The organism is Providencia sp. NPDC089933 (genome assembly GCF_049545585.1).
Classification (GTDB): Bacteria; Pseudomonadota; Gammaproteobacteria; order Enterobacterales; family Enterobacteriaceae; genus Providencia; species Providencia huashanensis.
In genome coordinates, this window is the sequence record NZ_JBMWDT010000001.1 from 126,506 (window position 1) to 140,385 (window position 13,880).

Here is a 13,880-nt window from a genome sequence, read left to right on the forward strand (position 1 = left end):
AAGGTTTTTATTTTGGTTAGGTAGCGTAAAAATAGGCAATTGTTGTATTAGAGACAACGCTATGACTGAAATAAGACATCAACGCAAAAGCGTTAAAGCTGCTCCTGTTCGCCAAAAATTTATTGTTGGCGAACAGGCCAGTAAAAATATTGAGCAAGTACTTAATGAATATCAAACGAATTTATTAGGTCTGACAGAAAATGAGGCGATGGACCGCCTTGTTACTGAAGGGGAAAATGAAGTTGCTCATGAAAAAGCGCCTCCTGCTTGGAAGCAATTACTCATTTCTTTTAAAAATCCATTCATATTCGTACTCATTATATTGGCAATAGTGAGTTTTTTTACTGACTATCTTATACCTGAGCGACAAGGTGATGAGACTGATTTAACTGGTGTAATAATCATTATTACAATGGTTTTGCTGAGTGGGTTACTTCGTTTTTGGCAGGAGTACCGAACTAATAAAGCTGCTGAAGCCTTGAAATCATTAGTACGTACCACTGCTACCGTATTTCGACGTGATAATAAAACAGGTCGTTCTACTCGAAAAGAAGTGCCGATCAAATGCTTAGTACCCGGTGATATTGTTTTATTATCTGCCGGTGACATGGTTCCTGCAGATTTAAAATTGGTTGAATCGAGAGACTTATTTATAAGCCAAGCTATCTTAACCGGAGAATCTATACCGGTAGAAAAATATGATACTCTAGGTGATATTTCTGCTAAAAGTTTAGAACCTGTTTCACCAACAGAAAACGAGTTATTAGAAATATCCAATATTTGTTTGATGGGGACCAATGTAACCAGTGGAACAGCGCGTGGAATTGTGGTTGCCACAGGGTCAAACACATATTTAGGGTCATTAGCTAAATCCATTGTTGGTAGTCGGGCGCAAACGTCATTCGACCGTGGTGTTAATAGTGTAAGTTGGTTACTGATCCGTTTTATGTTAGTCATGGTACCTATCGTGCTACTGATTAATGGCTTTACAAAAGGAGATTGGTTTGAAGCTACGCTATTTTCACTAGCAGTTGCTGTTGGGTTAACGCCAGAAATGTTACCGATGATCGTTAGCTCGAATCTAGCTAAAGGCGCAATAGCAATGTCAAAGCACAAAGTTATTGTCAAAAGGTTAAATGCTATTCAAAACTTTGGTGCCATGGACGTACTTTGTACTGATAAAACAGGGACGTTAACGCAAGATAAAATTATTTTAGAACACTATTTAGACAATAATGGGCAGAAAAATAGTCAAATTTTGCAATTGGGGTGGCTCAATAGTTTCCATCAAAGCGGCACTAAAAACATGATGGATCAGGCGATAATTCGCCGAGGAAGAGGGAATAGTGAAGTTGAAAAACTAAAAGCATTTCAGAAAATTGATGAATTACCGTTTGATTTTATCAGACGTAAATTATCAGTGACGGTTAGAACCCCTTCAGGAGAGGCCTTGTTAATATGCAAGGGGGCAGCCGAAGAAATGCTGGCAGTATGTCAACATTATCAGCAGGATGGACAGTCTTATTTACTTGATGAGCAGGCGAGGGCGAAAATAACTGAGCTAGTAAGTGACTATAACAGGCAAGGTTTTCGTGTGTTGTTACTTGCGACTCGCCAGTTAAATGATGCGGAAGCTAGTTTGCCCTTATCTGCACAAGCGGAGCAACAATTGGAGTTACAAGGTATTTTAACATTCCTTGACCCAGCAAAGGAAAGCGCTATTTCTGCAATTGCTGCACTGCGTGAAAATGGGGTTACTGTTAAAGTTCTGACGGGTGATAATGCCATTATTACCGAAAAAATTTGTCATGATGTAGGGCTAAATATTAGTGAAATCATGTCAGGTTTAGAAGTGGAAGCATTATCTGATGAAGAATTAAGTCAAAAAGTAGAGCAAGTTTCTGTTTTTTGTAAATTAACGCCATTACAAAAATCGCGTATTTTAAAAAGGTTACAAGCGAACGGTCATACTGTCGGTTTCTTGGGTGATGGGATCAATGACGCTCCTGCTTTACGAGATGCCGATGTGGGGATTTCTGTTGATACTGGAACAGATATCGCCAAGGAATCAGCAGATATTATTTTGCTAGAAAAAGATTTAATGGTGTTAGAGCAGGGGGTTATTAAAGGAAGAGAGACTTTTGGTAATATTATTAAATATTTAAATATGACTGCAAGTTCAAACTTTGGTAATGTATTTTCGGTATTAATTGCCAGTGCATTTATTCCATTCCTTCCTATGCTAGCCATTCACTTGCTCGTTCAAAATTTACTGTACGATATTTCCCAACTAGCATTACCTTGGGATAAAATGGATAAAGAGTTTTTAAAACGACCTCGTAAATGGGATGCGAAAAATATCGGGCGTTTTATGATTTGGATTGGGCCAACCTCTTCAATTTTTGATATCACAACTTTCGCCTTGATGTGGTATGTGTTCCAAGCAAATAGTGTTGCCCATGAAGCGCTTTTCCAGTCAGGTTGGTTTGTTGAGGGTTTGCTCTCGCAAACATTAGTTGTCCATATGCTAAGAACACAAAAAATTCCGTTTATTCAAAGTACAGCGGCATTACCTGTGTTATTAACAACAGGGCTAATTATGGCATTAGGTTTATATATTCCATTCTCTTCATTTGGTGAAATGATCGGGTTACAACCATTACCAATAGAGTATTTCCCATGGTTAGTATTAACATTGGTGAGCTATTGTGTTGTTGCTCAATTGATGAAGCAGTTTTATATTAAACGTTTTGGGACCTGGCTATAATAGGTTGTTAAATAAGAAAAAGGGAGGGCAAGGACTGCTCTCCCTATCTCCAACTAAATCACCTTTTTTTTTCGATTGAAAAGTATAAAGTAACAATCTCATTATTTGCTTGGTTGAGTTTATTTTCTAGTAATTCCTTAGTTTCAGATTCTGCGCAATCTTTGATTTTCTTAAAATTAATATCCGGGAAAAAAATTTCCTGAACTCTGGCATTGAGTGTACCAATTACATATTTTGTTACAGCCGCGTTATCTCCATTCGGCTGTTCTTTGTTAAGGAATAAATCATGTGTAATTACTTTTTGTATCTGTTTTTGCTGAGAAAGAAGGTGCTTAATAAATTGCTGAGATGCATTTGTATCAATCTCAGACTCAGAAATGCCACATTTTTTCGCAACACGATGAAAAATTTCTTTTTTATCGCTAGAGGTAAGAGAGACTTTTGTTTTATTTAGTTTATCCGATAATTCTTCCCTTGTTTCATCAATAGCTCTATTGATAGTGCTGCCGATTTGAATTTTCTTTTCGCTTATTTTAAATTTTTCTAATTTATCAGCCGTTTCAATTTGAGATTTTAGTTTTCTCACTATTTTACTTTCATTTAACGTAATCGTATTACCCTCAAATTTAAGTTCTATTTTTTTACTATTGATATTTAAAGCTTCTTTGATTTTATGGCTAAATTTACTACAACCTTTTGTTATAGTGATAAATGGCTTGGGTGACTTGATAACTTGGTTTAAATGCACGCTCATTATTTTTCCTTAATGTATTAAATCAATTTAATTCTATAAAGTTAAGGGGGGATAAGCTTGCAAAAAACTATGGGAAAATTGAATGTATAGGAAGGCATGATTTTCTAGGGAGTTAAGGAAATAAAAAAGAGCCGCAATAGGGCTCTTTTTGGAAAACTGACTAATCTAAATAATTCTTTATTATAGACCTAAAGCCGTTTTCATTTGTTTCATCGCATCAATACCTTGTTGGCAAGCTTTGTCTTGCTGGTCTTTAGGTAGTGCTGCAACTTGCTTTTTACCTTCTTCCAGTTGACCTTTCATTGCATCCAACTGTGCTTTTGCTTGAGGGTTTTCTGAAGCTTTAGCAATTAAGCTATCAACTTCAGCGAAGTAAGTATTACAAGTTTCAGTTGCACCAGCAACTTCACCTTTTTTCTCTTCCTCTGAACAAGCAGTGATCGTCAGTGCCAATAAACCCATACCACAAGCTAAAATTAACTTTTTCATAATCAACCTTATTAAATTTATTTATTTATATAGCAAAACGAAGTATATAAGAGATGTTTTTAATATCAAACGTAACAAATCCTAAAATAATACTTCAATAATATAGTGATATATGCGAAAGGTTGGATAATAATATCGGGATATTTTTTATTTTAGATTGCTATTATTCTTATAGCGATAAAATCATTGTTTATCAGTGTATTGAGTTGTTGTCATGAGACATGCATTCGAAGTAAGTACTGGGTACTAAGATAAAACATTTCAAAATTTAGCGAAGAAAATGACGTTGCTTACATATTATTGGGGTAAACATATTTTGAATTGAAAAATATGCTTACCCTAATGTTACGCATATTTACTTAACTTTATGGGGTCATATAACATTTTTATATTTATTATAATACTTTGTTATATGCGGTATCTATTGATTAAAACAAGGGTCAATTGTAACTAAATGTTTACATGTGAGTGATGAATTGGCTTTATTAAATATTTTTAGAATTAATATCTGTACATTTAAGATGCAACTATAGATACGAAAAGTGAGCTGCTTCACAAATTTACGAATAAAACCTTTGTATATGTATAAGTTTGATTTTTAAATCAAATTTTCTTTGTACGAAGATGAAATTATAAGGTAAAGTCTTTGCCTTTAGGCAGTCTGAACAGCTCATGTCGCTATTTGGTAGGTTAACAATAAGTGTACAGAGTTAACGGTATTTAGGTTAATTAGGTTGACGCTAAATCAAATTCATACCAAAATTGACTCACTGTTGAAATTCGCCAAAGAGCGAAATACAAGTTAGAATGCTTCAAATAAAGGGTATTAAATTTTCTTACACTACATTCTCAGGAGGATCATTCTCCTAAAGAGAAAGTAAGAGGGCGAGATGCGGGGTTACTCGTATCACTATGCAACATAGCAGATATTCTATTAATGCTATGGGCATGTAATGTATGTAGCTTGATTTATCTAGTTACAATTTTATATTTAGACTTACACACAGGGCTTTACCATTATGTCTGCTTCTATTGTAAAGAAACGGCCTCTGAGTCGTTACATTAAAGATTTTAAACATAGTCAAACTCATTGTGCACATTGTCACAAAACTTTGGATCGTATCTCTTTGGTTTTCAACGATGACATCTTAAATAAAGAAGCTATCGCTGATATGACTGAATTGGTCGATGAAAGTACTTGGGGGGAACTACAAGGTAAATTTACTGCACTTTGCCGCTTTTGTAGTGAGATTTATTGCAATAGTAATACTGATTATTTTGATATCATGTCATTTAAACAGTATTTATTCTTACAGACTGAGATGAGCCATAGTACTGTTCGCGAATATGTTGTTCGCTTACGCCGCTTAGATGAGTTGTTATCTTCATCTAACTTTTCTATGAAAGAATTTACTGCAAGTAAGGTTCAAGAACAGTTAAGTGAAAAAATGACAGACTCTGCATTTAGTAACTATAATATTGCCTTGCGCAAGTATGAGCAGTATTTATTCTGGGAATCAGAAAAAACTCAATAACATATTGAAAATACATAAATAATAGCTATTTTCATTGTTATAATTTAATGAATTGGTGTCCGTAGGGCACCTTTTGCGTTTTTATAGTATTAACCTATTGTTATAAAATGAATTATTATTCGAAATAATGCCCCAAAATTCATTATTCTCATTTGATAAAAAATATGGAAGGTTGAATATTCAAGGGATAAGTAAATAATGAATAGCACTATAAAGTAAAGACCTAGTCTCATGTACGGTGAAACTAGGTCTTTTGTTTTTTAGCCGATGGTCATTAAGCTTGCGTTACCGCCCGCGGCTGCGGTATTGACACTTAAGGAGCGTTCATGAACAAGGCGTTCGATAAGCAAGTTTGTTTCACCTCGTTCAAATCCTTGTACTGAAATAATTGGCCCTTTACGTTGTGCAATAGCTGCGCAAACGTCTTTTAACTGATCACTATCGCCGTGATAAATCACTCCTTCAATTGGCTCCTTCGTTTCTTGCCAGTTTTTAGTCAATGAGATTGATTTTCTCACTTTTTCAGGAAGTGATTTAAACAGTTTTTGATGGAGTTCGCTTTGTGGCCATAAGGACTGACAACCGGAGGAAAGAACCGCGGCTAACTGAATCAAACAATCTTTTTCGTTGTCACTAATACACAGAATTAAACCACGTGGGCGTAAGGTATATGTATTTCTTTCGCCTGTTGGGCCTGGCAACACTCTGGTGGTTCCAGCTTGTGTATAGCGAGTAAATAATTCAATTACCGAAAGTTCAATAATGTTATTTTGTTTTTCTACCCATTGGGCAAAGGACTCAAAAGATGACAGTAAATCTGCTCGAGCACTTGCATCCATAGGTAAATGATTATCTTGTCTTTCTAATGTATTTGAAACTGCGTTATCCGGTCGTTCACTTAATAAACGATAAAGGTATAATGGACCGCCAGCTTTAGGCCCTGTGCCTGATAAGCCTTCTCCACCAAACGGTTGAACGCCAACAACCGCTCCGACCATATTGCGGTTAACATATAAATTTCCGACTTTAGCCTTAGAGACAACTTGGTTAATTGTTTCGTCAATGCGAGTGTGTACACCTAGAGTTAACCCATAACCGGCTGCATTAATTTGGTCTACTAAGGCATCTAATTCATTACGGTTAAAGCGAACAACATGCAGAACAGGGCCAAAAATTTCTTTTTTCAGCTCGTTGACATTATCTAGTTCAATTAATGTCGGTTTAACATAAGTTCCTTCTGTTTGTTCTTGTTGATCGTCAGGGTTTTCGAAAGCGGCTTGGAATACGGCTTTCCCTTTACTGCGCATTTGCTGAATATGTTGTTCAATATTTTCTTTTGCTTCGCGGTCGATAACTGGGCCAATATCAGTAGAAAGGTGCTCAGGGTTAGCCATCCGGCATTCTTCCATTGCGCCTTTTAACATGCGGATTGTTCTATCGGCAACATCTTCTTGTACGCATAAAATGCGTAACGCGGAGCAGCGTTGACCCGCACTATCAAATGCAGAAGCAACTACATCAGCAATAACTTGCTCTGTTAGCGCAGAAGAATCGACAATCATAGCATTCAAGCCCCCGGTCTCTGCAATGAGCGGAGTAGGGCGACCTTGTGCATCTAAACGCCCAGCAATATTACGTTGTAGTAGCCCTGCAACCTCAGTTGAACCTGTAAACATGACACCACGAACACGCTTATCACCAACCAACTGTGCACCGATAGTTTCCCCTTTACCGGGTAAAAACTGTAATACATCTCTCGGTATTCCCGCTTGATGAAGTATTGATACAGCAATGGCACCAATTAGCGGAGTTTGTTCAGCAGGTTTGGCGAGGACAGTATTACCTGCAGCAAGGGCTGCCGCAATTTGCCCTGAAAATATCGCCAATGGGAAGTTCCAAGGACTGATACAGACAATCGGACCTAACGGTCGATGGGTATTATTATCAAAGTCATTTTTGACTTGGGTCGCATAATAATTGAGGAAATCTACCGCCTCTCTGACTTCAGCGATTGCATTATTGTAGGTTTTACCCGCTTCACGTACTAAGACATCCAATAATGGTTGCAATTGCTGTTCCATCAGATCGGCTGCGCGTAATAAGATAGCAGCACGTTCAGAAGGGGGCGTTGCGAACCAAATGGTTCCTGCTTCATCGGCAATATTTAAGGCATGTTCCGCCTCTTGCTCAGTAGTTTCACGAACTTGCCCGACAATATCTTTATTACATGCAGGGTTAATGATTGGTGTCGATTCAGGTATTGCTTGGGATGGTTGGAAATCCCCACCGAGTAGCGGCTGGGCAATTTTTTGCTGCATTGCTGCACTGAGTAGAGCGCTAGATAAAGACGCCAAGCGATGTTCATTAGAAAGGTCAAGGCCCATAGAATTTACACGATCTTGACCATATAAATCGCGAGGTAATGGGATTTTGGGGTGCGGTAGCCCAATTTGGCCTTCTGTTTTTGATAATTCAAGGATGTCTTTTACTGGGTCTGCGACTAGCTCATCCAGTGGAATAGTTGCGTCAGCAATACGGTTGACAAATGAAGTGTTCGCGCCATTTTCCAGTAATCGGCGAACTAAATAGGCAAGTAAGGTTTCATGGGTGCCAACAGGCGCATAAATTCGGCAAGGGCGATTAAGTTTACCATCAGCAACTTTGCCTACGACTTGTTCATATAAAGGTTCACCCATACCGTGGAGGCATTGGAATTCATATTGCCCTGGGTAATAGTTTTTACCTGCAATTTGGTAGATAGCCGCAAGAGTATGTGCATTGTGTGTCGCAAATTGAGGGTAAATTAAATTTGGTACAGACAATAATTTACGAGCGCAAGCCAGATAAGAGACGTCAGTATATACCTTACGAGTATAAACAGGGTAACCCTCTAAACCGTCAATTTGAGCACGTTTAATTTCACTATCCCAATAAGCCCCTTTAACCAGACGGATCATCAAACGGCGTTGGCTACGCTCAGCTAAATTGATAATAGAGTCAATGACAAAAGGGCAACGCTTTTGGTAGGCCTGAATAACAAAGCCGATACCATTCCAGCCCGCCAATTGTGGTTCAAAACAGAGTTTTTCTAATAAATCTAAAGAAATTTCTAAACGGTCAGCTTCTTCTGCGTCAATATTAATACCAATATCATATTGGTGTGCTTGTAATACTAAAGACAAGAGACGTGGGTATAATTCATCTATGACGCGTGAGTATTGGGCACGGCTATAACGCGGGTGTAGCGCCGATAATTTAATCGAAATACCCGGACCTTCATAGATACCGCGTCCATTTGATGCTTTACCAATCGCGTGGATCGCTTGCTGGTAAGATACCATATAATCTTGGGCATCTTTTTCTGTTAATGCAGCTTCTCCGAGCATATCGTAAGAGTAACGGAAGCCTTTATCTTCAAGCTTGCGTGCATTCGCTAGCGCTTGAGATATTGTTTCTCCTGTTACGAATTGCTCCCCCATTAGGCGCATTGCCATATCAACACCTTTGCGGACTAAAGGCTCACCACTTTTACTAATGATCCGATTCAAAGAGGTCGATAGTTTTGCTTCGTTGTGGGTAGAAACCAACTTACCTGTAAATAAAAGGCCCCATGTTGCTGCATTAACGAACATTGAACTACTTTGGCCTAGGTGTGATTGCCAGTTACCATTACTAATTTTATCGCGGATCAGGGCGTCACGGGTTGCTTTATCTGGAATACGAAGTAGGGCTTCTGCTAGGCACATTAATGCCACACCTTCTTGAGAGGACAGGGAAAATTCCTGTAGCAAACCTTGAACTAAGCCAGAACGACCGACACCATTTTTTTGGTTACGTAATTTTTCGGCAATCGAATAGGCTAATTTATGAGCAGCTTCGGCTTGTTCTACGGGCAGTTGTGCTTGCTGTAATAACATCGGTACTGCTTGTGTTTCAGGAACCCGATAGGCAGAAGTAATTGCGGAGCGTTTTACAGATTGTGGTAAAATGTGCTCTGCAAAATCTAAGAATGGCTGATAGCTAGAGTCAACCGTTGTGTCTTCATCTGTTGATTGGTTTTCTTTTGCGTCGACATCGGCTGATAGCTCAGGAAGAAATTGGCCATTATCGAATTGTTCTAGGTAATTATAAATAGCTTGTTTGATAAGCCAATGTGATGTGCGGTCAAGACGTTGAGCGGCATTTTTAATGCGTTCACGAGTTGCTTCATCAAGTCTCACACCCATAGTTGTTGTGCTACTCATCTTAATTCCTCTAGTTCACGAGTCGGTTAAATCGAAAAGTTACATCAGAGTATCCTAATGTTGCAACTTTGTGCAACATTGTTAATCGTGGTTTCTGAGGGAAATGTGAAACACATCTGGTTTTTATATGGTGAATATTATTTGCTCAATTTATGGTTATTTATTTTGTATATATTTCATATGGTTATAACCTTTGGGTTGTTGTGGTATTAGTTAGTCATTCATTTGTAAATCCGACTTTAAATTTTAACATTTGTGATATGGATTCTATTTATGGAATAAAAAATAGTTAATTTCTTGTTAATTTAATAGGAGTCTGTCTAGGATGGAGTCGCTAAGAAATTAAAATTAGTGCAACGCAAACAATCACAGCCTATTTGGTGTTCATAGAGATAAATGAAAAAGTGCAATAAAGTGCAACACCATGAAGTGACAAGTTATCAAAGGCAATTATATAAAGATAACTAACAATTTTTAAAAATACTCAATGGAGAAAACGGATGACTGTAAGCACTCCGATGATCATTATGTTCATCGTATACATTACTGGCATGTTATTAATCGGCTACTTGGCCTATCGCTCGACCAAAAACTTTGATGATTATATTCTTGGTGGCCGAAGCTTAGGGAGTGTTGTCACCGCATTATCTGCAGGTGCTTCCGATATGAGTGGTTGGTTGCTGATGGGGTTACCTGGTGCTATTTTCTTGGCGGGTATCTCTGAAAGCTGGATAGCAATTGGTTTAAGCCTAGGGGCTTACCTTAATTGGCTATTTGTTGCTGGGCGTTTACGCGTACAAACAGAAAAGAATAACAATGCCTTAACTTTACCCGATTATTTCACTAGCCGCTTTGAGGATAATAGTAAAATTTTACGTATTATCTCCGCTGTGGTTATTTTAGTTTTCTTTACTATCTACTGTGCATCAGGCGTTGTTGCTGGCGGTTTACTGTTTGAGAGCACATTCAATATGAGCTACGAAAAAGCCATGTGGTTAGGTGCATTAGCGACAATCGCTTATACCTTTTTAGGGGGTTTTTTGGCGGTTAGTTGGACAGATACCGTTCAAGCGTCATTAATGATTTTTGCTTTGATTCTGACGCCTATCGTGGTGATCCTTTCATTAGGTGGAATTGATACTTCAATTGAAGTTATAAAAGCGAAAAACCCTGAATACCTAGATATGTTTAAAGGAATGAACTTTGTTGCCATCCTATCGTTATTAGGCTGGGGGTTAGGCTATTTTGGCCAGCCTCACATTTTAGCGCGTTTTATGGCTGCAGATTCCCATCGCACTATTCGTTCTGCACGTCGTATTAGTATGACATGGATGGTTTTATGTTTAGTGGGAACTATTGCAGTAGGTTTCTTTGGTATTGCTTATTTTGAAAACAATCCAAGCTTAGCAGGTTCAGTGTCGAATAATAGTGAACGTATTTTCATGGAGTTAACCGGAATACTGTTTAACCCATGGATAGCGGGTATCTTGTTATCTGCAATATTAGCGGCAGTAATGAGCACATTAAGTTGCCAATTGTTAGTATGTGCAAGTGCGTTAACGGAAGATTTATATAAACCATTTTTCCGGAAGAAAGCGAGCCAAAAAGAGTTGGTTTGGGTCGGGCGTGGTATGGTGTTAGTTGTTGCAGCCATCGCTATTTATATTGCTCGTGACCCAAATAATAAAGTTTTAGCGCTAGTAAGTAATGCATGGGCAGGATTTGGTGCAGCATTTGGGCCAGTAGTATTAATCTCTGTGATGTGGAAGCGGATGACTCGTACTGGCGCATTGGCAGGTATGTTGGTGGGTGCTGTAACCGTATTAGTTTGGATGAAATATAAATGGTTCGATTTATATGAAATCATCCCAGGCTTTGTGTTTGCAACAATAGCAATTATTGTTGTCAGTATGGTAACTAAAGGGCCTAGTGCGGCAGCACAAGCACGGTTTGATGAAGTGGAAGCGGAATATAAATCTCATTAATTGAGGTGTACCGATAAGATAAAAAGCCGAGCAATTTCAATTGCTCGGCTTTTTTGTTTGTCAAATCAACAGCCTAGTAATTAATGGGCAAAGGTTAATTAACTTTCCTACGTTTAGCTATTTGGTAACCAATAGCCAAAACGATAAACCAGACTGGTGTTGCAATTAAAGCCTGTCTTGTATCGTGTTGGAATGCCAGTAACACCACCATAAAGGCGAAAAAGGCTAAGCTTAACCATGACATAACAATACCCGCAGGCATTTTATAACGTGAAGATTTATGCATCTCTGGTCGTTTCTTACGGAAATTCAAATAGCTATATAAGATCATACTCCAAATAAACATAAATAGGATAGCAGACACAGTGGTAACCAATGTAAATGCATGCATGATATCAGGAATAAAGTAGATCAGAATGATGCCGAAGCTCAGACAGATGCAAGTAAATATTAGGCCTGTTGCAGGTACAGCTTTTTTTGATAATTGGCTGAATTGTTTTGGGGCATCCCCTTCTTTAGACAGCCCAAATAACATTCGACTGGTGGAAAATACACCACTGTTGGCTGATGAAGCCGCAGAAGTTAACACCACAAAATTGACAATGCTTGCAGCAGCAGGGAGGCTGATAAGGACAAACATTTCTACAAATGGGCTTTTATCAGCCAAGATAGTTCTCCATGGCGTTACTGCCATAATAACAATCAAGGACAAAACATAAAATGCAATAATTCGGATTGGGATTGCATTAATGGCTTTTGGTAATGATTTTTCGGGATCTCGAGTTTCTGCTGCTGCCGTTCCTACTAATTCAATCCCAACGAAAGCAAAAATAGCAATTTGGAAGCCAGCAAAAAAACCGCTTATTCCCATCGGGAACATACCGCCATCATTCCAAATATTATTTAAGGATGCGATATGCCCAGTTGGTGACTGGAAGTTCATGGCGATCAACGTCCCACCTACGGCAATTAAGGCAACAATGGCAACAATTTTTATCATTGCAAACCAAAACTCTAATTCACCAAATAGCCTGACTGAAACAAGGTTTAAGGTGAGTAGGCTGATCACACAGATAAACGAGGTTACCCATTCTGGAAATTCCGGAGCCCAAAAACTAACATAGGAGGTTATGGCAATAATATCCGCTATTCCTGTGATAACCCAGCAGAACCAGTAGGTCCAACCTACAAAAAAGCCAGCCCATGGGCCAATTAAGTCAGTTGAAAAATCACTAAAAGATTTATAATCAAGGTTGGATAGCAGCAGCTCTCCCATCGCTCGCATAACGAAAAACAGCACAAAACCAATTATCATATATACGAATATGATTGACGGGCCAGCAAGTGAGATAGTTTTACCTGACCCCATAAATAGGCCGGTTCCAATTGCGCCGCCAATTGCAATAAGTTGTATATGGCGGTTACTAAGGCTACGTTTTAATTGATTACGGTCAGCATTATGCTGCTTCGGTGTTGATGTTGGATTTTCTTCCATACTGTAAAGTGTCCGTAGTGGTTTGTTATTGTTAGCCACAGTCTTTTTTTATTTTGTGGTTATGTTTGCATGAAATATTGTGACATAAATCTCAATTAGAGTAAGGAAAAGTTACCTTACTGGAACCGGAGTGATGTTTATTCGAACTATAATTATCCTAAATTTAACATTCGCAACTAAAATTTAACTTAGGTAATAAAAATAGCAGAATAGTATTGACTGTATCAATTGATGGGCGTTAAATATTTCGTATTGGGTTGTTAGCTCAGTTGGTAGAGTAGGTGACTCTTAATCATTAGGTCGGGGGTTCGAGCCCCCCACAACCCACCAAGTTTTTCAATAAGTTAGGTGTTGGTTGCGTTACTTATGCGTACCATTTGGGATGTATTTGGGACGTGAGCATTAAATATTGTATCAATTTGCTTGGCGTGTTTGGCTAAGTGATCTGGTGTTAAGTGTGCATATCGTAGAACCATTTTAATGTTTTTCCATCCGAAATCCCCATGATAGATTGGGCTTGACTGCATCACCACTTATCCCGAGTACCAAAACGAAAACGGCGACGAATTAGAAAGCGAGGCCCTTGCGATATTCCAAATGGTCACTGGGTT

At 38.4% G+C, this 13,880-nt stretch carries 7 protein-coding genes, 1 tRNA gene and 1 pseudogene; 4 read left to right on the top strand and 5 right to left on the bottom strand.

Annotation, left to right across the window (positions count from 1 at the left end):
* Nucleotides 1–61: 61 nt before the first annotated feature.
* Nucleotides 62–2,767, top strand: coding sequence for a magnesium-translocating P-type ATPase (mgtA, locus tag ACPEH5_RS00665; protein ID WP_071547924.1), 2,706 nt, complete (start codon nt 62–64; stop codon nt 2,765–2,767).
* A 58-nt stretch (nt 2,768–2,825) separates the two neighbouring features.
* On the opposite strand, the gene ACPEH5_RS00670 is transcribed toward mgtA, so the two are convergent.
* Nucleotides 2,826–3,521, bottom strand: coding sequence for a hypothetical protein (locus tag ACPEH5_RS00670; protein ID WP_129466683.1), 696 nt, complete (start codon nt 3,519–3,521; stop codon nt 2,826–2,828).
* A gap of 180 nt (nt 3,522–3,701) precedes the next feature.
* Nucleotides 3,702–4,010, bottom strand: a complete 309-nt coding sequence (locus ACPEH5_RS00675; RefSeq protein ID WP_042847942.1) for a DUF5339 domain-containing protein — start codon at nt 4,008–4,010, stop codon at nt 3,702–3,704.
* 1,019 nt (nt 4,011–5,029) lie between these two features.
* Between ACPEH5_RS00675 and fliZ the strand changes: the two genes are divergently transcribed.
* Nucleotides 5,030–5,545 (top strand): flagella biosynthesis regulatory protein FliZ, encoded by a 516-nt coding sequence (gene fliZ, locus ACPEH5_RS00680; protein ID WP_042847941.1) that lies wholly within the window; start codon nt 5,030–5,032, stop codon nt 5,543–5,545.
* A 260-nt stretch (nt 5,546–5,805) separates the two neighbouring features.
* Here fliZ and putA read toward each other — a convergent pair whose 3' ends face one another.
* A complete protein-coding gene (gene putA / locus ACPEH5_RS00685) occupies nt 5,806–9,789 on the bottom strand; it encodes a trifunctional transcriptional regulator/proline dehydrogenase/L-glutamate gamma-semialdehyde dehydrogenase (protein ID WP_240133555.1) in 3,984 nt (1,327 codons plus the stop codon).
* Nucleotides 9,790–10,289: 500 nt separating this feature from the next.
* Here putA and putP point away from each other — a divergent pair, with 500 nt between their 5' ends.
* Complete coding sequence (gene putP, locus ACPEH5_RS00690) at nt 10,290–11,774, top strand: sodium/proline symporter PutP (protein WP_423727010.1); 1,485 nt, start codon at nt 10,290–10,292, stop codon at nt 11,772–11,774.
* Between the two features lie 94 nt (nt 11,775–11,868).
* Here putP and cycA read toward each other — a convergent pair whose 3' ends face one another.
* Entirely contained in the window at nt 11,869–13,269 is a 1,401-nt protein-coding gene (gene cycA / locus ACPEH5_RS00695) for a D-serine/D-alanine/glycine transporter (RefSeq protein WP_042847937.1), read from the bottom strand.
* A 254-nt stretch (nt 13,270–13,523) separates the two neighbouring features.
* Between cycA and ACPEH5_RS00700 the strand changes: the two genes are divergently transcribed.
* A tRNA-Lys gene (locus tag ACPEH5_RS00700) sits at nt 13,524–13,599 on the top strand.
* Between the two features lie 14 nt (nt 13,600–13,613).
* Here the strand turns inward: ACPEH5_RS00700 and ACPEH5_RS00705 are convergent.
* Nucleotides 13,614–13,763: pseudogene (locus ACPEH5_RS00705) on the bottom strand (integrase); the annotation flags it as partial.
* Between the last annotated feature and the right edge of the window lie 117 nt (nt 13,764–13,880).

Coding starts and splice junctions, on each gene's coding strand:
- mgtA (WP_071547924.1), top strand. CDS start 62: ATGACTGAAATAAGACATCAACGCAAAAGCGTTAAAGCTGCTCCTGTT.
- ACPEH5_RS00670 (WP_129466683.1), bottom strand. CDS start 3,521: ATGAGCGTGCATTTAAACCAAGTTATCAAGTCACCCAAGCCATTTATC.
- ACPEH5_RS00675 (WP_042847942.1), bottom strand. CDS start 4,010: ATGAAAAAGTTAATTTTAGCTTGTGGTATGGGTTTATTGGCACTGACG.
- fliZ (WP_042847941.1), top strand. CDS start 5,030: ATGTCTGCTTCTATTGTAAAGAAACGGCCTCTGAGTCGTTACATTAAA.
- putA (WP_240133555.1), bottom strand. CDS start 9,789: ATGAGTAGCACAACAACTATGGGTGTGAGACTTGATGAAGCAACTCGT.
- putP (WP_423727010.1), top strand. CDS start 10,290: ATGACTGTAAGCACTCCGATGATCATTATGTTCATCGTATACATTACT.
- cycA (WP_042847937.1), bottom strand. CDS start 13,269: ATGGAAGAAAATCCAACATCAACACCGAAGCAGCATAATGCTGACCGT.